The organism is Agarivorans litoreus, assembly GCF_019649015.1.
Lineage (GTDB): Bacteria > Pseudomonadota > Gammaproteobacteria > Enterobacterales > Celerinatantimonadaceae > Agarivorans > Agarivorans litoreus.
Genome location: NZ_BLPI01000001.1, coordinates 217,950 through 242,133, shown reverse-complemented (window position 1 = coordinate 242,133; position 24,184 = coordinate 217,950). Strand labels below are relative to the sequence as shown.

The 24,184-nt window shown below is 42.7% G+C and carries 20 protein-coding genes; 10 read left to right on the top strand and 10 right to left on the bottom strand.

Features of this window, described 5'->3' with window-relative positions; genetic code table 11:
- Positions 1–18: 18 nt before the first annotated feature.
- On the bottom strand, positions 19–222 hold the full coding sequence (locus tag K5L93_RS01110; protein ID WP_220718097.1) for a hypothetical protein: 204 nt from the start codon (positions 220–222) through the stop codon (positions 19–21).
- Positions 223–576: 354 nt separating this feature from the next.
- Positions 577–1,266, bottom strand: coding sequence for a phosphatase PAP2 family protein (locus tag K5L93_RS01105; RefSeq protein WP_220718096.1), 690 nt, complete (start codon positions 1,264–1,266; stop codon positions 577–579).
- A 186-nt stretch (positions 1,267–1,452) separates the two neighbouring features.
- Here K5L93_RS01105 and recR point away from each other — a divergent pair, with 186 nt between their 5' ends.
- The 6 genes from recR to hemH all read left to right on the top strand — a co-directional run bounded on the left by recR (position 1,453) and on the right by hemH (position 9,437).
- Positions 1,453–2,055 (top strand): recombination mediator RecR, encoded by a 603-nt coding sequence (recR, locus tag K5L93_RS01100; RefSeq protein WP_220718095.1) that lies wholly within the window; start codon positions 1,453–1,455, stop codon positions 2,053–2,055.
- Positions 2,056–2,206: 151 nt separating this feature from the next.
- Complete coding sequence (htpG, locus tag K5L93_RS01095; protein WP_220718094.1) at positions 2,207–4,117, top strand: molecular chaperone HtpG; 1,911 nt, start codon at positions 2,207–2,209, stop codon at positions 4,115–4,117.
- Between the two features lie 214 nt (positions 4,118–4,331).
- Complete coding sequence (locus K5L93_RS01090) at positions 4,332–5,504, top strand: sugar ABC transporter substrate-binding protein (protein ID WP_220718093.1); 1,173 nt, start codon at positions 4,332–4,334, stop codon at positions 5,502–5,504.
- Positions 5,505–5,593: 89 nt separating this feature from the next.
- Positions 5,594–7,621, top strand: a complete 2,028-nt coding sequence (locus K5L93_RS01085) for a sensor domain-containing diguanylate cyclase (protein WP_220718092.1) — start codon at positions 5,594–5,596, stop codon at positions 7,619–7,621.
- Positions 7,622–7,709: 88 nt separating this feature from the next.
- Positions 7,710–8,354: an adenylate kinase gene (gene adk, locus K5L93_RS01080; RefSeq protein ID WP_016401043.1), complete on the top strand. Its 645-nt coding sequence runs from the start codon at positions 7,710–7,712 to the stop codon at positions 8,352–8,354.
- 96 nt (positions 8,355–8,450) lie between these two features.
- Positions 8,451–9,437: a ferrochelatase gene (gene hemH / locus K5L93_RS01075; protein ID WP_220718091.1), complete on the top strand. Its 987-nt coding sequence runs from the start codon at positions 8,451–8,453 to the stop codon at positions 9,435–9,437.
- A 64-nt stretch (positions 9,438–9,501) separates the two neighbouring features.
- Here the strand turns inward: hemH and K5L93_RS01070 are convergent, their stop codons facing one another.
- The gene (locus tag K5L93_RS01070; protein ID WP_220718090.1) at positions 9,502–9,864 is read right to left on the bottom strand and encodes a DUF2750 domain-containing protein; all 363 of its coding nucleotides are present in this window, start codon (positions 9,862–9,864) and stop codon (positions 9,502–9,504) included.
- 251 nt (positions 9,865–10,115) lie between these two features.
- Between K5L93_RS01070 and K5L93_RS01065 the strand changes: the two genes are divergently transcribed.
- Positions 10,116–11,705, top strand: coding sequence for an ABC-F family ATPase (locus K5L93_RS01065; protein WP_220718089.1), 1,590 nt, complete (start codon positions 10,116–10,118; stop codon positions 11,703–11,705).
- A gap of 429 nt (positions 11,706–12,134) precedes the next feature.
- Here K5L93_RS01065 and K5L93_RS01060 read toward each other — a convergent pair whose 3' ends face one another.
- The 6 genes from K5L93_RS01060 to K5L93_RS01035 all read right to left on the bottom strand — a co-directional run bounded on the left by K5L93_RS01060 (position 12,135) and on the right by K5L93_RS01035 (position 18,548).
- Complete coding sequence (locus tag K5L93_RS01060) at positions 12,135–13,235, bottom strand: ISAs1 family transposase (RefSeq protein ID WP_220721412.1); 1,101 nt, start codon at positions 13,233–13,235, stop codon at positions 12,135–12,137.
- 280 nt (positions 13,236–13,515) lie between these two features.
- Complete coding sequence (locus K5L93_RS01055; protein WP_220718088.1) at positions 13,516–14,127, bottom strand: hypothetical protein; 612 nt, start codon at positions 14,125–14,127, stop codon at positions 13,516–13,518.
- A gap of 592 nt (positions 14,128–14,719) precedes the next feature.
- Positions 14,720–16,087, bottom strand: a complete 1,368-nt coding sequence (purB, locus tag K5L93_RS01050; protein ID WP_220718087.1) for an adenylosuccinate lyase — start codon at positions 16,085–16,087, stop codon at positions 14,720–14,722.
- Between the two features lie 18 nt (positions 16,088–16,105).
- Positions 16,106–16,732 carry a high frequency lysogenization protein HflD gene (gene hflD / locus K5L93_RS01045; RefSeq protein ID WP_220718086.1) on the bottom strand — a complete coding sequence of 209 codons (627 nt, stop codon included), beginning with the start codon at positions 16,730–16,732 and terminating at the stop codon, positions 16,106–16,108.
- Positions 16,733–16,735: 3 nt separating this feature from the next.
- Positions 16,736–17,839 carry a tRNA 2-thiouridine(34) synthase MnmA gene (gene mnmA / locus K5L93_RS01040; RefSeq protein WP_220718085.1) on the bottom strand — a complete coding sequence of 368 codons (1,104 nt, stop codon included), beginning with the start codon at positions 17,837–17,839 and terminating at the stop codon, positions 16,736–16,738.
- A 76-nt stretch (positions 17,840–17,915) separates the two neighbouring features.
- Positions 17,916–18,548 (bottom strand): pseudouridine synthase, encoded by a 633-nt coding sequence (locus tag K5L93_RS01035; protein ID WP_220718084.1) that lies wholly within the window; start codon positions 18,546–18,548, stop codon positions 17,916–17,918.
- 214 nt (positions 18,549–18,762) lie between these two features.
- On the opposite strand from K5L93_RS01035, the gene K5L93_RS01030 reads away from it, so the two are divergent.
- On the top strand, positions 18,763–20,985 hold the full coding sequence (locus K5L93_RS01030) for an NADP-dependent isocitrate dehydrogenase (RefSeq protein ID WP_220718083.1): 2,223 nt from the start codon (positions 18,763–18,765) through the stop codon (positions 20,983–20,985).
- Between the two features lie 116 nt (positions 20,986–21,101).
- On the opposite strand, the gene cspD is transcribed toward K5L93_RS01030, so the two are convergent.
- Positions 21,102–21,317, bottom strand: coding sequence for a cold shock domain-containing protein CspD (gene cspD, locus K5L93_RS01025; protein WP_016401033.1), 216 nt, complete (start codon positions 21,315–21,317; stop codon positions 21,102–21,104).
- A 193-nt stretch (positions 21,318–21,510) separates the two neighbouring features.
- Here cspD and clpS point away from each other — a divergent pair, with 193 nt between their 5' ends.
- On the top strand, positions 21,511–21,828 hold the full coding sequence (gene clpS / locus K5L93_RS01020; protein WP_016401032.1) for an ATP-dependent Clp protease adapter ClpS: 318 nt from the start codon (positions 21,511–21,513) through the stop codon (positions 21,826–21,828).
- Between the two features lie 35 nt (positions 21,829–21,863).
- A complete protein-coding gene (gene clpA / locus K5L93_RS01015; protein WP_220718082.1) occupies positions 21,864–24,113 on the top strand; it encodes an ATP-dependent Clp protease ATP-binding subunit ClpA in 2,250 nt (749 codons plus the stop codon).
- The last annotated feature ends 71 nt before the right edge of the window (positions 24,114–24,184 follow it).

The following is a 24,184-nucleotide window of genomic DNA, read 5'->3' as shown; positions in this document are numbered from 1 at the left end:
CAACCTGCGCCTATAGTATTAAAATACATAACCTAAACGTAGGTAAATACTGTCGAACTCAATTTTTCTAAAGGTCTTGGCATTGTCTTGATCACGCTTGTAGTAGTTGTATCCACCACCAATATCCCAGCGCTTATTAAACGCATAGTTAATGCCTATGTCTGTCATAAGCACTTCACCGTCACCATTATTACCGTATTCACCAGTAAATGCGAGGTTCATTTTAGGTGTGAAATTTTAGCCAAAGGTAGCGTTTGCTAAAGGGTAACATAACCACTCTTCTTCAGCTTTTAACTCTTTGCTAAAGCTTGAGTCGGGGTAAAGTGAAGCTTGCGCATATTGAATTAATAAACCTAAACCGGCTTTACCTATCCATTGTTTACCAAGCTGTAAATCGTACTGCCAATTAACTAAGTTATCCCAAACTTGGTATTGCGCATAAACATCACCGCCGCCTTCTACCTTGCCTTGGTCTCGTGCTTCGTAGGGCTGGGTAAGGTAACTAAAGCTATGTTGGTCACTAGCAAACCACGTCTATCTTGCGGCTGCTGTAGTCAAGGTATCTTCTTGGCCAAATTATATTTTCTGCTTAGAAGCACAGCTGCCAATATCATTAGATTTTAAGCGAGTTGGCCCTAGTAAAAAATCAAATTTAAACTTAGAGTCAAACGTTGTTGGTGGCTTTTTAGAGCGCGTTCCTCCTTCAAAAAAGCCATTTGATAATGAAATTTGTAAACCTTTGGCATCGCCATCAACTATTGGGCTTACTTTAATGTCTTGGTCGATGGGGTTAACAAAAAACAGGTTGCTCAAAGTAGCGATACTGGCACCTGCAATTACGTCATCCCAGTAGTGTTTATCACCATGTACTCGGCTCCAGCCGGTGTATGCGGCAAGGGCGTAAGCGGGCACGCCCCAAGCTGAGCCATAACGAGTTTGGAAGAAAGAAGCACCACTAAATGCAGCAGCGGTATGACCAGAGGGAAACGAATTGTTTGTGGTAAAGTTAGGCCGGCGTTTGTCTACGGCAAACTTAATTCCATGGGTGAATATCATAGTCGTGGCGAACGACTTGGTTAATTGCCAGCTACCTGCGGTATCACCTTTGGCTAAACTCACACCTAGGCCACCAAGGGGCAGTAGAATTTGAGTGTAGTCACCAATTTGTACATAGGTTTCTTCGGCGAGTGCATTGGTACTAAATGCAGATAGAATAGCGGCCGAGATTAAGCTGGTTGTTAGCTTCGTTAGTTTTTCCTTGTTCAAGTTAACGATAAATCCTTTATCGCTAATACATCTTCATCATTATCATACTTATAGCAGTGCTGTTTGCTCTACTTGTAACAACTATTTGGCTACTAATATTAAGGGACAAAATCTGTCACTTTTAATGAATTTTGTTTATCACGCTGTTACATTAGCCTCGCGTAATTTGAGTTTAGTGGAAGTTTAATGAAATACAGCCCCAGCATAGAACAATTGATTAAGTCGCTACAGGTATTGCCCGGTGTAGGCCCACGTAGTGCCCAGCGTATGGCTTTTCACTTGTTAGAGCGCAAACGTAAAGATGGCTTACAGCTTGCTGCTAGCATTAGCAATGCTATGGACGTAATTGGCCACTGCAAGGTGTGTCGCAATTTTGCTGAGGAAGAACTGTGTCCTATATGCCAATCGCCTAAGCGAATGAGTAAAGGGGTAATCTGTGTGGTTGAAACCCCAGCAGATGTTGCTGCTATCGAGCAAACCGCACAATTTTTTGGTAGTTACTTTGTATTAATGGGCCATCTCTCACCCCTTGACGGCATTGGCCCTGGCGAGCTGCACCTAGATAAATTGGAACAGCGCTTGGCCCAAGAAGAGGTAGCTGAATTGATCCTCGCAACTAATCCCACCGTAGAAGGCGAGGCTACCGCTTATTACATCGCCGATATGGCCAAACGTTATCAAATTAAAGTATCAAGAATTGCACATGGCGTGCCACTAGGTGGTGAGCTAGACAGCGTAGATGGCACTACACTTTCTCACTCCTTGATTGGTCGTCAGCAAATCGACTAATATTTGGCAATCATCAGATCTAAAGCTCACTTCTGGTGGGCTTTTTTTGTTCATTTATAAATTTTTGAATTGTTTGCTTGAAATTAAAATTGGCTACCCCCATATCGTTTAGCAACTAACGAAGTATGTGTAAAAGCAAGGAAACAATACGATGACTGATGCAGCTCATGCAGAAACTCATGGCTTTCAAACTGAAGTCAAACAATTACTCCAGTTGATGATCCACTCTCTATATTCAAACAAAGAAATTTTCTTACGCGAATTAGTCTCTAACGCAGCCGATGCTGCCGATAAACTGCGTTTTAAAGCTTTAGAAAATAACGCTTTATTTGAAAATGATGGTGACTTACGTGTACGTGTAAGCTTCGACCAAGAAGCGAAAACTATTACCTTGTCGGATAACGGTATTGGTATGACCCGCGATGAAGTTGTTGAGCATCTTGGTACTATTGCTAAGTCTGGCACTAAAGAGTTTTTTGGTCAGTTAAGTGGCGATAGCGCCAAAGACTCGCAACTAATTGGTCAATTTGGTGTTGGTTTTTACTCAGCATTTATCGTAGCCGATAAAGTAACCGTTGAAACCCGTGCTGCGGGTGCAGAAGCTAGCCAAGGCGTGCGTTGGGAAAGTGCTGGCGAAGGTGACTACACCGTTGCCGATATTACAAAAGAAGGCCGTGGTACCGATATTATTCTTCACTTACGTGAAGATGAACATGAGTTCCTAGATAGCTGGAAAGTACGCTCTATCATTACTAAGTACTCAGATCATATTTCAATTCCAGTTCAAATGTGGAAAGACGAAACGCCTGAGTCTGAAGGTCCAGACGGTGAAAAAGTTGCAGCAGTTCCAGGTGAATGGGAAGCCATTAACAAAGCAACTGCTCTATGGACTCGCGGAAAAAGTGATATCTCTAAAGACGAGTACAACGAGTTTTACAAGCACATTTCTCATGACTTCGCAGACCCACTAACTTGGGCGCACAACAAAGTTGAAGGTAAGCAGGATTACACCAGCTTGCTATACATCCCAAGCAAAGCCCCATTTGATTTGTGGAACCGTGAGCGCCAACATGGCCTTAAGCTGTATGTTCAACGTGTATTCATTATGGACGACGCTGACGAGTTTATGCCGGGTTACTTGCGCTTTGTAAAAGGTGTTTTAGATTCAAACGACCTTCCACTAAACGTATCGCGTGAGATCCTTCAAGATACTAAAACAACTGCTAATTTACGAAGTGCATGTACTAAGCGTGTTCTTACTATGCTTGAGCGCATGGCGAAGAACGATGCAGAAAAATACCAAACGTTCTGGACTGAATTTGGCCAAGTGCTAAAAGAAGGCCCTGCGGAAGATTTCGCTAATAAAGAGCAAATCGCTAAGCTACTGCGTTTTGCTTCTACTAATAGCGACAGTGCTGAGCAAAATGTTTCGTTTGCCGATTACATCGAGCGCATGAAAGAAGGCCAAGACAAGATTTACTATGTTACAGCCGACAGTTACGCCGCAGCTGCTAACAGCCCGCACTTGGAAATCTTTAAGCGTAAAGGCATTGAAGTATTGTTAATGCATGATCGCGTTGATGAATGGTTAATTAGCCATTTGCCAGAGGCGGAAGGTAAAACGCTTGTTTCTGTAACTAAAGGTGATTTAGACCTTGGCGACTTAGATGACGAAGAAACTAAGAAGCAGAAAGAGCAAGACGAAAGCGAATACGCAAGCTTTGTTGAGCGCATGAAAGAAAGTTTGGGTGACAAGGTTAAAGATGTTCGCTTAACTTACCGTTTAACCGATACGCCTTCTTGTATTGTTGTTGATGACAACGACATGAGCACGCAAATGCAGAAGTTGATGCAAGCGGTTGGTCAAGATGTACCTGATCAAAAATACATTTTTGAATTAAACCCTCAGCATGCATTAGTTAAACGTGTTGCCGATGAGCAAGACGAAGCTAAATTTGCGGAATGGGCAAACTTACTGCTTGATCAGGCAACCCTTGCTGAGCGCGGTAGTTTAGAAAATCCATCGGCGTTTATTAAGCGTGTTAACCAACTATTAGCTTAAGCAAACTATTAGTTAATAGCAGGCAGCACTATGTGCTGCCTTTTTTATTACCTATTGTTTTCGAATTTAGACTTAAAATAAAACCGTTATCTGTTACTTGATCACGTCTAAACTGATCAGATGACTTAGAGGTGAACGTAGAGGATGAGTTCACAGATAAAGCGATAAATCATTGCTACACTAAACAAAAAATAATAACGGAAAGGTAGCTAACATGCGCAAAATACTGCTGTTAATAGGCTTAATGTTTACGCTTGCTCAGGCTAACGCAAAAGTCACATTGTGGAATGCTCATAATCCATCTCAATATCTCGATAACGCCATTATTGAATTTGAAAGACTGTCCGGCGTAACCGTTGAAAAAAATAACTTCTTGTCAGAGCGATTACGCGAAGAGGTGCTTAACCAAGCCCGCACTAATACCTTGCCAGATATTCTTTATGTGCCTAGTGATTTTGTTGGCATGCATGACTTGATCTCCTTAGCTCCGGTACCTAAAGACTGGATTATTCCCCAAATTGAACCACGCGTACTAAAAGCAGGTTTTACCGACAATCAACAATATGGGCTACCGTTGTTTCAAGGTAACCATTTGGTGCTTTACTACAATAAAGACTTAGTTAAACAACCCGTAAGCTCTTGGGCCGAGTTGTTAGAGCAGCAATCAGCGCTTAGCCAAGGTGAGCAACGAGCTATTGTTTGGAATTACTCTGAGATGTATTGGTTCATTCCATTCTTAACTGCATTTCAAGGGTGGCCACTTAATGACGGCAAAATAACTTTAGATACCAAAGAAATGCAGCAAGCTTTAACGTTTTACAAACAGCTTAAAGATATTGGCTTGGTGGATCCAAAATGCAATCACGATTGCAGTGTAGAACGATTTAAGAGCGGTCAGTCCGCTTATATGATTAACGGTGATTGGATTTATAAAGAATTGAAACAAAGTATGGATGAGCGGCTAGGCGTAAGCACTTTACCCAATATTAAAGGTCAGCCAATGTTGCCGATGTTTTCTGGTTATGTGTTAGCTTTTCCTCGTCTCTCAACGTCAGATGAAAATTACCAACAAATTAAGCAATTTAGTGGATTTATGCAGCAGCATGATGCACAAAGTATTATTTATCAGCAAGGCGGTTTAATCCCAGCCAATGTTGAGCTAGTTTCAAAAATAATTAAAGATAACAATCCAAATGAACAAAACATGTTAAAACAAATGGACAAAACTAGAGCGATGCCCGGTGCTGCTGAAATGACCGTGGTGTGGTTAGCTTTAGATCGCGGCTTTAATCGGTATATGGAGCATAATTACTCGGTAGAACAAGCTACTCAATTTATGCAAACCATAGCGGATAAAGAAACCCGAAAACGCGGACGCAAAAAATGACAATAAGACTTCGGTCTATCACATTTTTATTATTGATCTTCGTAGCCATTGTTCCGGTTTCGGTGCTCTCTTTTACACTGTATAAACAGATGTATAATTTTGTGTATCAATCAGTTGATAGCCGATTGGCTGCTTCTGCTAGTCAAATTACTGCTGAGCTTCAACATAGTAATGAAATTTTAACTAATGGTTTGCGTTTACTTTCTGAGCAAGAGAGCGTAGTGAACGGCATTGACGACTTGTTATACTCTATTCACCTGCCTGATATTCTTGGTAACTTCGTCTTAGATACTCCACTGGTAGAATCTCTTTATTTGGTCGAGGCCGATGGTTTTGTGGTGGAGTCCTACGGTGGAAACATACTTGCGCTTGAGCAATCCAATATATTGCAACAACGTTACGATAGCCCCTTTGCGATTAAAGATTTTGAATCAAAAAGCCAAGTTTATTTAGTAGATAACTACTCCTTAGTCGGCAAAAGTGGTCAACACCACAGTTTGGTTTATGTTGTCCCCATATATTCCGACCGAGCTATAGACCGCATTGTAGTGAAAGGTTATTTAATCGCCGTTGTTCCCATTTATAAGCTTGCTGAAGTTGCTGCTAATAGGCTTGATGATCAAGAAAGCTTGGCTGTTTTTTATCGAGATGAACAGTTGGTAGGTAATCTTATCGGTGATGACGCTTACGATGTTACTCACGGTAGTCGGCTGATAATTTCAGGTCGAAATTATCAGAACTCAGTTTGGATAAAAATAAAAGTGGGTCAACGTTTAGAGAGTCTAGCTAACCAAGTTAAGGAGGCTATGGCTCCTGGCATGGCCTCTAGTGTCATTGTGATAGGCTTGATTATTGTGGTGGTGATGTTGTTTGCTCATTTGGTGGCAAAAGCATTTGGCCGTTTGTACGGCCTAATTCGAGACTTTGAAAAGGGGCGGAATTCTGATTCTCTGAACAACGGCAAATTAATTATTCAAGAGTTTGCCGATGTCGCAAACCTGCTCACAGAAATGAAAAGTACTATTGGCGAGCAATTACGCACTGTTAATGAAAAGAACCAAGAACTGGCGCGAATCGATAAATTACGAGCAGGGTACTTAGAAGAAGTACAAAATTTAAATAGTCAGTTGGAATATAAAGTAGAAGAGCGCACCCGAGATTTAGAATTGTCGATGGATAACTTGGCGCAAAGTAATTTCTTTTTCCAACAGTTAGTGCAGTTTAGGCGGGTGTTAGAAGCCAGTGTAGGTAATCGACAAATCGCTAATGATGCCCTACGTATATTGTCAATGTGCTTTCCCAATATTGGCTTGGTGATTCACTTACCACAATCGCGCGGTCACCGTATGGTAAATGATAGTTTGTCTGTTGAAGTTGAAAGCTTTGAACTGCTCGGCAATCGCGTTTTAGAGAGATCTCGACAGCGTTGGGATAGATTTAGCATCGAATTTAAGCAACAACTCGTCAATGTTTTTGGCATTCGCTGTGGCGGCGGTAAAATGGGCTGGTTGCTTATTAACGAACCCAAGTTAACCGAAGAACGCAGCAACCGAATTCTGCTGTTTATCACCGAACTGAGCGCATTTTTAGAAAATAGAACACTAAATGAAGAGCTAGATCATGTGGCGAGAACAGATTCTTTAACCGGCATCAAAAATCGTAAAGCCTTTGATGAATTGCAATTCTCATTAGAAACTCAACTCGATGCCGAGGTGGGTTTGTTTATTATTGACGTAAACGGCTTAAAACAAATGAACGATGAAAAAGGCCATGAGAAGGGAGATCAGTTGATTATTTCTGTGGCTAGAGTATTAGCCGATTGTTGTGGAGGTTTAACTGAAGATTTTTATCGGATTGGTGGTGATGAATTTGCGGCAGTATTATCAGGCGTTCAGCTACAATCTGCTAGTCTACTAAAAGAGCGACTAACCTCACGACAAAATAATCAAGTAGGTATTGATCTGAATAGCTTTGGCGGTGAACCTTTAGTTAGCTTTTCGGTGGGCTATGCCTCAACCACCGATGTAGACTTTAGTGGTTTGTACAAGCTAGCAGATCAGAACATGTATAGTAATAAACAGCGTTATTATGCAGAGCTTCGTCAAACTGAACTTTAGTCGAGCTTCCCTTGTAGTTCTGGCCTCATCAGTGTAAATTCACGTCTCTTGTAAAAGCACTAAAAACTAGACCAAGGAACAGCAAATTATGCGCATTATTCTTTTAGGCGCTCCAGGTGCGGGTAAAGGTACCCAAGCACAATTTATTATGGAGCGTTACGGCATCCCTCAAATCTCTACTGGCGATATGCTTCGCGCCGCTGTAAAAGCTGGCACAGCTTTAGGCATCAAAGCAAAAGAAGTAATGGATGCAGGGCAATTAGTTTCCGATGAGTTAATTATTGGCCTAGTAAAAGAACGTATTCTTGAAGACGATTGCGAAAAAGGCTTTTTGTTAGATGGTTTCCCTCGTACCATCCCTCAAGCTGATGCAATGAAAGAAGCCGGCATTAACATTGATGCGGTATTAGAATTTGACGTTGCCGACGAAGAAATCGTCAAACGCATGAGTGGGCGTCGAGTTCACCCAGGCAGCGGCCGTGTTTACCACATTGTTTACAACCCACCTAAGGTTGAAGGCAAAGACGACGTAAGCGGCGAAGATTTAGTTATTCGCCCAGACGACGAAGAAAGCATCGTACGTGACCGCCTAGCGATTTACCATGAGCAAACTAAACCATTAGTCAGCTACTACGGTAAAGAAGCAGAGTTAGGTAACAGCAAATACTTCAAACTAGACGGTACTCAGTCTGTTGAAGCAATTAGCAATCAATTGGTTGAATTACTTGATTAATTGCTAATTACGATTTGCAAAAAAGCGGCAATTGCCGCTTTTTTTTATGCCTAAAAATGCCGTACACTGTGTTGTCCACTTTTAGGGAATAGTTGAATGTCACAACATGACAACGAGTTAAAATGTGCCGTAGTATTGGTGAACCTTGGAACACCAGATGAAGCGACACCTGACGCTGTAGCGAAGTTTCTGGGGCGTTTTTTATCAGATAAGCGAGTGGTAAACCTTCCTAAGTTATTATGGTTGCCACTATTATATTGCGTTATTTTGCCCTTGCGCTCACGACGTGTTGCCAAGCTTTACCAACAAATTTGGCTAAAGAATGGCTCGCCCCTTAAGGTGATTAGCGAACAAATTCGCAATAAAGTGTCGGCCAAACTTAGCGATAAGTACGAAGTACATTTAGCCATGACTTATAGCTCACCCGATATTAAAGAGGTGGTTAATCAAGTGCTAGATGCGGGACATCAAAAAGTACTGTTATTGCCAATGTATCCTCAGTATTCGGTATCAACTACTGCTCCGGTTTTTGATGCTTACGCCAAAGCACTTAAAAATACTTACAACTTGCCTGAATTACGCATGGTTAAAGACTACTATGCCGAGCCAGCTTATATTCAAGCTTTAGCAAATTCGATAAAGCAGCATTGGGAGCTGACGGCGCGCGGTGAAGTATTGTTGTTTTCTTTTCATGGTATCCCAGAGCGTTACGCACGAAATGGCGACCCTTACCCGCAGCAGTGTGAAGATACGGCAGCCAAAGTGGCCGCAGTATTAGGGCTTAAGCAAAATCAGTGGCGCTTATGTTATCAATCCCGTTTTGGTAAAGATCCATGGGTTAAACCCTATACCGACCAGTTACTGCATCAACTTGCAGAGCAGGGCGTTAAATCGGTAGATGTAATTTCTCCGGCTTTTTCAGCAGATTGCTTAGAGACCATTGAAGAAGTGTCTTGTGAGTTACGTGATGAGTTTTTAGAAGCGGGTGGGGAACAATATCATTATATTTCAGCGTTAAATGACAATCCCGAACAAGTTGAGTTGTATTGCCAGTTAATTGAGAAACATACCCAAGGCTGGTAGTCACTCGTATAAGCGTTTAATAAACCGCCTTAGATTAAGGCTTTAATCTAAGGCGGTTTATTTGTTAACGGCCTTTACCTAAGGCATCTTCAAACTCGTAAGGCGATAAAATTAAGCCTTCTTCTTGCTCGTTAGGAAAAACCGCAACATACAGCTCGTCACCGGTTAGCCCTTCGGTCCAGCGGCTACGCCATTTGTTTAGCGAGATTGCTTCGGCTTTACAGTGCTGCCAATCTCCGGTGGCCCAAGCGTCAGCAAATTCCTTACTTGGCCACACGGGTACGCAGTCTTCATCTTCTGAGTTAAGCATTACGCAGCCATCGTCGTCGATTAAGATCCATAATTGATTTTGAGCTTTGCTTTCTTTAATTAAGTATTGCAGGCGTGAATGGCTATCGGCTTTAGCAATGTTATTAGCGTCAGACATGGTTCGTCCTCGTTACGATGATGAGTTGTTAGAATAATCCAAATAAACTAAGCCGTCATATAAAAGCGCTAAGCTAGCTCTTGAGTGCTTAGTTTTACGGCGTATTAGCGGAAAATGGCTAAGCTTATGTGATCTTTGTCTTAATATGTGCGTTGTTTGAGCAAGTTGTGGCATAATGCGCGACCAAACAATTTAGCCATCAGATTACCCAGCAAATTGCTGGTGTAACGTAACCAAGCGGAATATTTACATTGCTTACTTCTTCTAATGTCACTATGCAATTTGGCGCTAAGCCATTGTTCGAAAATGTCTCAGTTAAATTTGGCGAAGGTAATCGCTATGGTCTTATTGGTGCCAATGGCTGTGGTAAATCTACCTTTATGAAAATATTGGGTGGCGATTTGGAGCCAAGTGCCGGCAATGTATCTAAAGATCCTAACGAGCGCATTGGTAAGCTAAAGCAGGACCAGTTTGCTTACGAAGATAAAGCGGTTATCGATACCGTTATTATGGGTTACGAGGAACTGTGGGCGGTTAAATCTGAGCGCGACGCGATCTATGCTAACCCAGAGATGAGTGAAGAAGATGGCATTCGCGCTGCTGAGCTAGAAGCCGAATTTGCTGAAATGGATGGTTACACCGCCGAAGCGCGCGCCGGTGAGTTACTGCTAGGTGTTGGCATTCCTATCGAGCAACATTACGGCCCAATGAGCGAAGTAGCTCCTGGCTGGAAACTGCGTGTATTGTTAGCCCAAGTATTGTTTGGTGACCCTGACATTATGCTTTTAGATGAGCCTACCAACAACTTGGATATTAATACCATTCGTTGGCTAGAAGGAGTGCTAAACGAGCGTAACTGCACCATGATCATCATCTCGCACGACCGCCACTTCTTAAACAGTGTGTGTACCCACATGGCCGATTTGGATTACGGTGAGCTGCGTACGTTCCCTGGTTCTTACGACGAATATATGACAGCTGCAACCCAAGCTCGCGAGCAAATGTTGTCGGACAACGCCAAGAAAAAAGCCCAAATTGCCGAGCTTAAAACCTTTGTTAGCCGTTTCTCTGCTAATGCTTCTAAGTCTAAGCAAGCTACTTCTCGTGCCAAGCAAATTGATAAAATTCAATTGGCCGAAGTTAAGCCTTCGAGCCGCCAAAACCCTTACATTCGCTTTGAAGAAGAGAAAAAGCTGCACCGCTTAGCCTTACAAATTGAAGGTTTGGAAAAAAGCTATGAAGAAACCTTGTTTAAAGATCTAAACCTAATGGTTGAAGTAGGCGAACGCATTGCGGTAATTGGCCCCAACGGTATTGGTAAAACTACTTTTCTTAAATGTTTAGTCGGTGATACTGATTTTGGTGGCAGCATTAAATGGTCTGAAAATGCTCAGCTTGGTTACTACGCACAGGATCATGCAGCTGATTTTGAAGAAGATAAAAACCTGATTGATTGGATGTGGCAATGGGGTAAAGAGGGCGATGACGAGCAAGTGATTCGTGGCACCTTAGGCCGCTTATTGTTCTCACAGCAAGACATTAACAAATCCGTTAAAGTAATCTCTGGTGGTGAACAAGGCCGTATGCTGTTTGGCAAAATGATTTTGCAAAAGCCAAACATTATGGTGATGGACGAGCCAACCAACCACTTGGACATGGAATCTATTGAGTCACTCAACTTGGCCTTAGAAAACTACCCAGGCACTTTGGTGTTTGTAAGCCACGACCGAGAGTTTGTATCAAGCCTTGCCACACGCATCATCGAAATGACGCCAGAAGGTATTGTAGACTTCCACGGTACTTACGAAGAGTACCTAAAAAGCCAAGGCTTAAACGCCTAGCAGCTTACATCGAAGTTAGAAAAAGCAGCCATGGGCTGCTTTTTTTTGCTTTAGAGTTAATGCTCACATAATGAGCCGAGCTGCGTAGCAGTGAAAGCCTACAGGCCCTTTTGTGGGAGATCATTTATGTTCTTGTTAGAATCTTGTTTCACGTACTTAGTTTTAGGAACTTTTGGTGGTTTAGTTCCATTTCCTTCTTTGTATAAACGGTAGCTTCTGATTCTCGCTCTGAAAGGATACTCATATACTTGAAGATTTCAGACTCGCTTAACTTATTATGATTGGGAAAAATTTCTTCTGGTGAAACATTAAAGTCTAACCAGCTACCATCATCATCAAATTCTATATGAGAGCCAAACTTTAAGATTACTAGCTCTCCATCTCTATCGCCCCACACGATACTCAGGGCGGGAGCATACTTTGATGGATTTATAACCCAAAGAAGACTCTTGCCCTATAATCATCGTTCCAACCCGCTTTCTTCAGCTTCACTTTTTGGCTCGGCGCACCACATTCGCATTGCTTGAGCATATTCATCACAAAACGTCTAGATAACGCAATGTTTTCAACGGCACCATCTAAAGTAATACGAGAGCTATCTTCTTTAAAAACAACATCTAAAACATAATGTTGGCTGTTCTCAATCCGCCAATGCTGGCGAATATAATGGCCCAGTAGTTTGTGGTTTGGCGACAAAGAACTAATGTAGTAAGAGGTATCTACAGTACCTTTACCATTGATCACACGATGGCGTTCCACTGCTATGATGCTTCTTATCGTCGGCCATTTCTTCGCCAATTCGTCGGGCAATTTGGCCTTTATCTGAAATACGTATCGCTCTTCGCTGCGACCATGTTTTTTCTCTTTGACCTCGGTGACTATTTTCTCTTTACCTGCATCAAAAATCGCTTGGAACTGCTCCACAACAGCCGCTCTAAGCTTGGGCTGATTATTCTTAACCTGGACAACAACATGCGCTTGTTTTTCTTTGATTTTTTCTAGTGTTTCACGCTGGCAATGCAGTGCATCAACCGTGACAACACTACCCTTTACATTAATGACATCAAGCATTTGACGAACAATGCTTATTTCACCATTTTTAGTCTCAGTCGGCTTTTGGCTTAGAACGAGGCCACGCTCGGTGTCGTAAGCCGTGACCAACTGCAATGCTGTTTTCCTGTCGTTACGATAGGAGCCCCGTAGAACCTTTCCGTCAAAAGCGATAATGGGTTTGTTCTGAGTAGTTCGTTGTTCGTTAATCCAAAGAGCCAAAGCTTCAAGCAAAGATTCCGCAACAACGGAACGCAAGATGCGAGCTATCGTGTGTCTTCGAGGGATGCCATGCTCGAATGGTCGATATTTTCTTAACCAGTCGAGTTTTTCTTCTCCAAAAAATTCAATGTCTTGCCAACCTTCGCATCCCGATGCGATAGCGCTGATCACAAGGAACATAACATCAATAAGGTTGTGTTTCTGGTTGATGTCCGATCGAGTATCTTCTACAACAGATAAGTGTTCAATAAGGTTCAAAATGACTGTGCTGCTGAGGGTTTGGCACAATTAGATCATATTAGTTAACAAAGTGCGATCCCGCCCTGACACGATACTGATGTGGTAATAGTACGTTTCATTATCAAATGATTCTGAATAAGGAAATTCTTCTCCATTTTCAGCAATCAGAGTTTTGTCATATGCCATATTCTAAATTCTAACTCCCCATTAACGGGCAAATAATTATTGGCTAAAATAGTGAACGCAGTGAACAAAAGCCAACTGTTATTTGTCCCTGATTAATGGCTTGATAAGCCATTTACTTCGATGTTATGTAAGCTACCGTTGTTTGCACTATAGCTACGACGATTAATACAATTGTGAGCCACTTCATAGATTTAGATTGTGCTAAATTTTGATTGTGCTTTCTAAATTCATCTTCATAATCAGAGATTGTGTTCAATGCTTTAGCTGAAAGCTTGTATTCAAAGCGCTCTTTTATTAATTCACCACTTTCAACTAAAGACTCTAGTAATAATTTACCGTAACTAAGTTGGCGCTCTTTATCTGGGTGAAAGACCCACTTCTGAGTGTGGAGCATGGTAGCCAATGTAATCTCATTAAGCTTAAAGTTTCTATTCTCGATTGTTTTCTCTAAAATAAGTTTGAGAGTATCAATGCGTTCTGACCTAATTAGTCCTTTTCGGTTAAAAAGAAACTGATCTAATTTACCTAACCAGATTTTACACCTATCAACGGGTAATACTCCTGAAAAGAAGTAATCGGTGAGGGATTTATATTTAAGGTCATACGCTCCAAAAAAGTGGGTGATATCTAGTTTTTCATCTTTAAGCAAAGAAAAAGGAATGCAAACGTCAGAATGGTCTTTTTCACCACTCCAGAACTTACCTTCAAGTCCTTTTTTGTGCACATTTTTAACTAGTAAAGTCCAACTATCATCTGTTGATCTTACATAAATAACAACACAGTCCACCAAATGAGCAGCATCGCCTGAACGTGGAATTGTTTCTGGAGCAGGCTTCTTGTTTAGCTTTCTAAGAAGCCATAGTTGGATGAAATTGATACCGAACTCCTTTTGGCTTATAACATTTGTATATTGCGCATGCGCGTTTACCTTGTTAGACCAGTGAAAACGCGCATAGCTAATTATTTGAATTGAGTAAACAATTAAGAATAAGGCTCATTACGCTTTCTGGCAAAACGAGCATGCACAGTAATAAACCTATTGTCTAATTTAACACTAGTCTAAGTGTTTGATACTAATGCTATAATATATCTGGCTCAAGGATTAATGCGCGTGGTTTGGATTATGTGTGAACTAAAAATGGTTTAAATTCAATCATAGTGTGTGGATACAGCTTGAGGCGTGCTTCTGTAGCATTGGTAGAACTACTATTTTGTTTGAGGTGGCTTGGTGTTTTGCGGTAAATAAAAAGCCACAACATCTGTTGTGGCTTTTGGCATTAACTAGGCCTTAAGCGGGAGGCTATAGGCCGCAGTTATTACAGCTGGTCTACTAGCTTAACCGCATCACCGATGTAGTTGGCTGGGGTCATTTTCTTCAGCTCGTCTTTGGCTGATTCTGGCATGTCTAAACCATCGATAAATTCACGCATGGCTTGTGCGTCTACACGTTTACCACGAGTGAGTTCTTTTAATTTCTCGTAAGGCTTTTCGATGCCGTAGCGGCGCATAACGGTTTGCACAGGCTCGGCTAAAACTTCCCAGTTGCTATCTAAATCGCTAAGTAAGTTTTCTTCGTTTACTTGTAGCTTGCTCACACCTTTAAGGGTGGCTTGGTACGCGATTAACGAGTAACCCATGGCTACACCAAGATTACGCAATACCGTTGAGTCGGTAAGGTCACGCTGCCAGCGAGAAACTGGTAGTTTAGCCGCTAGGTGGCCAAACAAGGCGTTTGCGATACCCAAGTTACCTTCTGAGTTTTCGAAGTCGATTGGGTTAACTTTGTGCGGCATAGTTGATGAGCCAATTTCGCCAGCAATGGTTTTTTGCTTAAAGTGACCTAGGCAAATGTAGCCCCAAATGTCGCGGTCAAAGTCTAGCAAAATGGTGTTGAAGCGAGCGATGGCATCGTATAGCTCGGCGATGTAATCGTGCGGCTCAATCTGCGTAGTGTATGGGTTCCACTGTACACCTAGGCTGGTAACAAACTCTTCTGAGAATTGGTGCCAGTCTACTTCTGGGTAAGCAGAGATGTGGGCGTTGTAGTTACCTACGGCGCCGTTAATTTTACCTAATACTTCAACTGCTTCAATTTGCTTAAGCTGGCGACGTAAACGAGCTACTACGTTGGCCATTTCTTTGCCCATGGTGCTTGGCGAAGCCGGTTGGCCGTGAGTGCGTGAAAGTAGCGGAGTTGCACGTAGCTCTTTTGCTAGCTCGGTGATTGAATCAATAAGCTTTTGCAAGTAAGGCACTAATACTTCGCTGCGTGCTTCGTTAAGCATTAACGCGTGCGAAAGGTTGTTAATGTCTTCAGAGGTACAAGCAAAGTGGATGAACTCAGATACAGCATCAAGCTCAGCATTTGCCGCTACTTTTTCTTTTAAGAAGTATTCAACCGCTTTTACATCGTGGTTGGTGGTACGTTCAATTTCTTTAACGCGTGCAGCGTCTGCTTCGCTAAAGTTGTCGTTAATGCTATCTAGAAATGCGATAGCTTCAGGAGAGAAGCTTGGTACTTCAGCAATGTTTTGCTGTTGAGCAAGTTTTTGTAACCAACGAATTTCTACTCGTACGCGGTATTTAATTAAGCCAAACTCGCTAAAAATACTACGTAGTTCAGAAGTTTTATCCCCGTAGCGTCCGTCTATCGGGGAAATGGCTGTCAAGGCCGACAGTTCCATGGTGATCTCCTAAATTAACTAATCAATGGTGTGTAAAAGTTGTGTTGTTTGCTGCAAGTAGTTTTTACGTGAAAACAGTAGCTGGCGTCGTTGGCCGCCTAATTGGCGCCACAATACACTGGCGCGAATACCGGCTAGCAGTAGCGCGCGAACTTTATGTTGTACTACTGGTTGCTGTAAATAACTTACGTTTCCGGCTACTTGAATGCGCGGACCAAGCGGGCTAATAATGTCGCTGTAAATGTCAGCAATTCCACCCAAAACTTGTTGGTCGAGCAAATCAAAATGCTGTAGTTGTCTATCTAGTTGGCCAATACGTTCGCCCATCATGTTCAATAAGTCTGGGCGTTTATTTAAACGGCGCTCTAGGGCCAACAAGCTAACTAGGTAACGTGTGATCTCGGCGTTACGCTTTTCTTGTTGGTTGCTCAGTTGGCCGCTCATTACACCCAAGCCCAATTTAAGTTGCTCTAAAGAACCAAATACCTCAACGGTTTCGTTGGGGTTAGTTATTAGAATACTACTTAAGCTGGTTTTTAAACTTGCTTCGTCGCAGTTGCTGGTTCTGGCTACGTCTTGCACCAGTTTAGCGGCTTGGCAGATCCCTGCAAAAGCGATAACGCGGTCGTTGATTGCATTGCTCATAGGCTATAGGCCAATCTTTTGTTCAATGATACCGCCGCCTAAACATACTTCGTTTAGATAAAATACCGCTGATTGTCCTGGAGTAACCGCTATTTGCGGCTCATCAAATACCACTTCAATTTCGTCGTTTTCACGCGGGATAATGGTGCAGGCAACGTCTTGCTGGCGGTAACGAATTTTAACGCTACAACGCAGTTTTTCGGTGATGGTTTTGCGGTCTACCCAATGTAATTGGCCTGCAATAAGTGCCCGAGATTTTAGGCGAGGGTGATCGTGCCCTTGGCCAACAATCAGCACGTTGCGCTCAATATCTTTATCTACGGTGTACCAAGGAGTCTCGTCACCGTCTTTGGTGCCGCCAATGCCTAAACCTTTTCGTTGGCCTAGGGTGTGGTACATCAAACCTTGGTGCTTACCAATTACTTTGCCTTCACAGGTTTCAATATCACCCGGTTGTGCTGGTAGGTATTGGGCTAGGAAGTCAGTAAACTTACGCTCGCCAATAAAGCAGATACCTGTGGAGTCTTTTTTGTTGGCGGTGATAAGGCCTTGTTCTTCGGCAATGCGGCGCACTTCTGGCTTTTCTATTTCACCTACTGGGAAGAGTGTTTGCGCAATATGCTTTTCTTCTAGTGTATACAAGAAGTAGCTTTGATCTTTATTGCTGTCTAGGCCGCGTAGCATTTGCCAGTGACCGTCTTGAAAACGGCGCTGCACATAGTGGCCAGTGGCGATGTAGTCGGCTGACAATTCTTCTGCGGCAAATTCCAAAAATGCCTTAAACTTAATTTCCTTGTTACACATAATGTCTGGATTAGGCGTGCGACCCGCTTTGTACTCTTCGAGGAAGTGTTCAAATACGTTATCCCAGTATTCTGCTGAGAAGTTAATGGTATGTAGCTTTATACCTAATTTGTCACACACAGCTTGAGCGTCGGCTAAATCTTCTGCCGCTGCACAATATTCGCTGTTGTCGTCTTCTTCCCAGTTCTTCATAAAAAGACCTTCAACCTGATAGCCTTGCTGAATAAGCAAGTAGGCTGAAACGGAAGAGTCAACGCCGCCGGACATACCGACAATCACTTTTTTAGTGTTGTTTGAGTTCATGCTAACTTGTTGGGAAAAATTTGCGGCGAATTCTACCAGAAAAACTGTGACGAAAACAGCATTTCAGCATGTAGTTCTAGGAGAGCTCTTCGCCCACTAATTGTTGGTAACTGCCGTTGTCTATTCCATCTAAGGTATAGCGACCAATTTGATAGCGAACCAAGCGCAGGGTGGGGAAGCCAATAGCTGCTGTCATGCGGCGAACCTGCCTATTTCGGCCCTCTTTAATGCTAATGCTTAACCAAGTTGTTGGAATGGATTTACGCTCTCGAACTGGTGGGTTGCGAGGCCATAAATCAGGTTCGTCCATAAGCACGACTTTAGCCGGTAAACAGCGGCCGTCTTTTAGCACTATGCCTTTACGCAAGGGCTCCAAATCAGCATCTTTAGGCGCGCCTTCAACTTGCGCCCAGTAGGTTTTTGCGGTTTTAGCTTTTGGGTTGGCAAGCTTATGTTGCAGTTTTCCGTCGTTTGTTAACAGCAATAAGCCTTCACTATCTCTGTCTAACCGGCCGGCGGCATATACATCGGGAATGTCGATATAGTCTTTTAAAGTAGCTCTGCCTTGGCCATCGGTAAACTGGCTAAGTACATCAAAGGGTTTGTTGAACAGAACTAAACGGCGCGGGCCATTGAGCGGTTTAACTGATTTGGTCTCAGCCTTTCGTTTAAAACGACGCGACTGTTGGGGTTTTGCGAACTTATTCATGGCGGCAATTGTAACATCTAATGGATGTACCACTAGTAAAACAATGTTAAAGCGTTTGTAAATGGTTTATTATTTTGGCCGAATTATTGGACGGTGAGTAGATAAGTAAACCAACTTTGTAGTTTTTTATTGCTTGCTAACCACCTCGCAGACTCGATCATTTGTATAAAAATGGCAGCCATTGCGAGAGCAACCACAACTTTTAGGGACCGACATGACGTCAAAGATAATTTATACCTTAACGGACGAAGCGCCAGCCTTAGCCACTTACTCACTGTTACCTATTGTACAAGCGTTTACTAATGCTGCTGGTGTTGATGTAGAAACCCGTGATATTTCTTTAGCCGGCCGAATTATTGCTAGCTTTCCTGAATGTTTAACTGAACAACAACAGATCTCTGATGCCTTAGCCGAGCTAGGCGAATTGGCTAAAAAGCCAGAAGCTAACATTATCAAGCTGCCTAATATCAGTGCTTCGGTTCCACAATTAAAAGCGGCCATTAAAGAGTTGCAAGCTCAAGGCTACGCGCTGCCAGATTACCCAGAAGAGCCAAGTAATGATCAAGAGCGTGACGCTAAAGCCAAATACGACAAAGTAAAAGGTAGCGCAGTTAACCCAGTATTGCGTGAAGGTAACTCAGACCGTCGTGCACCAGGCTCTGTTAAGCAATACGCACGCAACAATCCGCATTCAATGGGAGCATGGTCGAAAGATTCATTAAGCCACGTTGCTAGCATGAGCCAAGGTGATTTTTATGGCAGCGAAGTTTCTACCACTATCCAAGAAGCTGGCTCTGTAGCTATTCAGTTAAAAACTGAAGCTGGTGAAACCATCACTTTAAAAGAAGCTTTTCCAGTATTAGCTGGCGAAGTAATTGATGCTGCAGCACTAAACGTTGCGGAGCTTTCTTCTTTTATTGAAGCTGAAATCGAAGATGCTAAAGCCAAAGGCATTTTGTTCTCGCTACACATGAAAGCAACTATGATGAAGGTATCAGACCCAATCATCTTTGGTCACGTTGTTAAAGTATTCTTTAAAGATGTGTTTGCTAAATATGGCGAGCTGTTTGAAGAGCTAGGTGTTGATGTAAGCAATGGCTTAGGTGATGTTTATGCAAAAATTCAACAGTTAGACGCAGCTAAGCAAGAAGAAATTAAAGCCGCTATTGATGCTGTGTATGCGCAGCGCCCAGGTCTAGCAATGGTTGACTCAGACAAAGGTATCACTAACTTACACGTACCAAGCGATGTAATTATTGATGCGTCTATGCCTGCAATGATCCGCGCATCTGGCCAAATGTGGAATGCAGAAGGCAAGCAACAAGACACCAAAGCGGTTATCCCAGATCGTAGTTACGCCAGCGTATACCAGCAAACTATCGATTTCTGTAAAGAAAATGGCGCATTCAACCCAACTACTATGGGCTCTGTGGCTAACGTTGGATTAATGGCGCAAAAAGCTGAAGAGTACGGTTCACACGATAAAACCTTCACTGCCCCAGCTGCGGGTACAGTTGAAGTTGTTGACCAAAATGGCCAAGTTGTACTAAGCCAAGCGGTTAAGCAAGGCGACATTTTCAGAATGTGCCAAGTAAAAGACGCACCAATCCGTGATTGGGTGAAACTAGCGGTTAACCGCGCTCGCTTAACCAATACTCCAGCAGTATTCTGGTTAGACGCAAATCGTGCTCACGATGCACAACTCATTAGCAAAGTAGAGCAGTACTTGGCTGAACACGATACTAGCGGTTTAGAAATCAAAGTACTTGCCCCAAGCGAAGCGACTCAGTACTCGCTAGAGCGAGTCAAGCAGGGCTTAGACACCATTTCCGTAACGGGTAACGTATTACGTGACTACTTAACAGATTTATTCCCAATTCTTGAGCTAGGTACTTCAGCTAAAATGTTGTCGATTGTACCACTTATGAATGGTGGTGGTTTGTTCGAAACCGGTGCTGGCGGCTCTGCGCCTAAGCACGTACAGCAGTTTGAAAAAGAAAACCACCTACGTTGGGATTCTCTGGGGGAGTTCTTAGCTTTATCTGCTTCTTTAGAGCACTTAGGTCAAGTCTCAAACAATGCTAAAGCTGCGGTACTTGCTAGTACGCTTGATAAAGCCACTGGTACTTTCTTGGATGAAAACAAGTCGCCTTCACGCAAGGTGAAAGAGTTGGATAACCGCGGTAGCCATTTCTACCTATGTTTGTACTGGGCTCAGTGCTTGGCAGAGCAAAATGATGATCAAGAATTGAAAGCTATATTTGCTGAAGTAGCTCAAAAGCTAGTTAGCCAAGAAGCTGAAATTGTTGAGCAGCTAAACGCTGCTCAAGGGCCTGCAGTAGATCTAAACGGCTACTACCAGCCAGATAGCGTTAAAGCGGCCGCAGCAATGCGCCCAAGTGCCTTGTTTAACGATATAATTGATAGCTTGCGTTAAGCTTTGCTAGTTCAACAAAACCGATGCTTAGTCATCGGTTTTGTTAGCATTTAGAATAAATGCTAACAAAAAACCAGCCTTTGCGGCTGGTTTTTTATTAGCTGCTGCAGCGAGCGCTAGTTTTGACTGTCGTCGAAAACAATGCTTACTGCGTGGCTACCTTTGGGGCCCTGCTGAGTTTCAAATTGAACTGGCTGGCCAGCTTTTAGGGTGCGATACCCTTCCATTTGAATCGTCGAATAGTGAGCGAAGATATCTTCTCCACCTGTATCCGGGCAAATAAAACCAAATCCTTTTGCGTTGTTAAACCACTTAACTGTTCCGCTTGGCATACGACATATCCCTATTAAATTTATCTACCAAACTGACCGAGTTGGTCACTTTTGACTCAACTTTAAGTCAGTTGTTTAACAATTTAGTAAAATATTTACTACAGTCAAGTTTTAAGATTACTTTTCTACTAGCCTTGTTAACTCAAAGCGGTTATGTTGAGAACAGAGACGCGTTTTTACTACTATAGTTTTTATGAGCAAATTATCTGATTGGTTAGATGTTGAAGAAATAACCAAACAAGCAAAAAGTGAGACGGCACCCCCACCAATGTATAAGGTGGTTTTAAATAATGATGACTATACTCCTATGGAGTTCGTTATTGAGGTGTTGCAGTTGTATTTTAATATGGATTTGGACAAAGCAACCCAAATAATGCTTACCATTCACTATAAAGGTAAAGGAGTTTGTGGGGTTTTCACGGCCGAAGTAGCTGAAACCAAAGCTGCACAAGTAAATAGTTATGCTAAACAAAATGACCATCCCTTGATGTGCACTATGGAGAAAGCATAGCTAAGTAGTATTGATTGTCTTTAGGGGGCCTATGCATGCTAAATAAAGAGTTGGAACAAACGTTAAACCAAGCGTTTAAAGAAGCAAGACAGCAACAACACGAATTCATGACGGTAGAGCACTTGTTGTTGGGTTTATTAGATAATTCTGCCGCCAAGGAAGCCCTAGTCGCTTGTGGGGCTAACCTAAACCAACTTAACCAAGAGTTAAGCAGTTTTATTGAGCAAACTACCCCAACCATTCCTGAGGAAGATGGAGAGCGTGAGACGCAACCCACTCTTGGCTTCCAGCGGGTTCTTCAGCGTGCCGTTTTTCATGTTCAATCCTCTGGTAACAGTGAAGTAAGTGGTGCCAACGTATTGGTTGCTATATTTAGTGAACAAGAAAGCCAAGCTGTTTATTTTCTCAAAAAGGCTGATATTAGCCGTTTAGATGTGGTTAACTTTATTTCCCATGGTATTCGTAAAGATGAAGATCCTAGCGCTGAACAAAGCCCTTCCGACACCGAAGCTCAGTCTGAAGAAACTAAGCAGCTAGAAAGCTTTGCCAGCAACCTTAATCACTTAGTTCTTAAGGGCAAAATTGACCCGCTTATTGGTCGTGATAAAGAGTTATCTCGCACCATTCAAGTATTGTGTCGTCGCCGTAAAAATAACCCGCTATTGGTGGGGGAAGCCGGCGTAGGTAAAACAGCTATTGCCGAAGGGCTTGCCTATCGGATTGTTCACGAAGATGTGCCAGATGTCATTAAAGACGCCACTATCTATTCCTTAGATATTGGATCGTTGCTGGCTGGGACGAAATACCGTGGCGATTTTGAAAAACGTTTTAAAGCACTATTGAAGCAGCTAGAAAATGCCGAAAACGCCATTTTGTTTATCGATGAAATTCATACCATCATTGGTGCGGGTGCTGCATCGGGTGGTCAATTAGATGCAGCAAACTTAATTAAGCCTTTGTTAAGCAATGGTTTATTACGTTGTGTAGGTTCGACCACTTACCAAGAATACAATCAAATTTTTGAGAAAGACCGTGCACTTGCACGTCGCTTCCAAAAAGTTGATGTAGTAGAGCCAACAATCGAAGATACCACTAAGATTTTGTTGGGCCTAAAAAGCCGTTACGAAGCTCACCACGATGTACGTTACACCAAACAAGCAATGCGCAGTGCTGCTGAGCTTGCCGCTAAGTACATTAACGAACGTCACTTGCCCGATAAGGCGATTGACGTGATTGATGAAGCCGGTGCAAGCATGCGGATGTTGCCAGTTAGCCGCCGCAAGAAAACCATTGGGACAGGGGATATTGAAGCCATTGTTGCCAAGATTGCTCGTATTCCTGAAGCAAAGGTATCTTCTTCTGATAGAGAAACACTGCGTAGCTTAAACGAAACCTTGAAGATGGTGGTGTTTGGTCAAGACCCTGCCATCGACGTGTTAGTTGATGCCATTCGCTTAAACCGTTCGGGTTTAGGGGCAGAGCAAAAACCAGTAGGTTCATTCTTGTTTGCCGGCCCTACCGGTGTTGGTAAAACTGAGGTCACTCAGCAACTTGCCAAGGCCTTAGGCGTAGAGTTAATTCGTTTTGATATGTCTGAGTACATGGAGCGCCATGCGGTTTCTCGCTTGATTGGTGCGCCTCCTGGCTACGTGGGTTACGACCAAGGTGGCTTACTTACTGATGCCGTGTTAAAGCACCCGCATTGCGTGGTGTTGCTGGACGAAATTGAAAAAGCGCACGAAGATGTATTTAACTTGTTATTACAAGTAATGGATCACGGTACGCTAACCGATAATAATGGTCGCCATGCTGACTTCCGTAACGTGATCTTGGTAATGACGAGTAACGCCGGGGTTAAAGAAACTCAACGCTCTGCTATTGGTTTTAAAGAGCAGGACATGAGTTTTGATGCCATGGATGAAATTAATCGAATCTTCGCTCCCGAATTTAGAAACCGCTTAGATAACATCATTTGGTTTAATCACTTAGATGAAACCATTATCGAACAAGTAGTGGATAAATTTATCGTTGAGCTACAAGCGCAGCTCGATGCTAACGGCGTATCAATGGAAGTAAATGCAGAAGCACGCTTATGGTTGTCTGAACAAGGTTACGACAAAGCTATGGGCGCAAGACCAATGTCTCGAGTTATTCGAGAACAACTTCGTAAACCATTAGCAAACGAGATATTGTTTGGGCGCTTGAATGACGGCGGACACGTAGATGTTGGTATCAAAGATGGCAAGCTAGATTTTCAATATGAAGATGAAGTTGCTGAAGTGTAATTAGTACGGTAACTACAATCAAAAAAGCCAGCTAATAGCTGGCTTTTTAATTGTTGTATACAACAATTGCG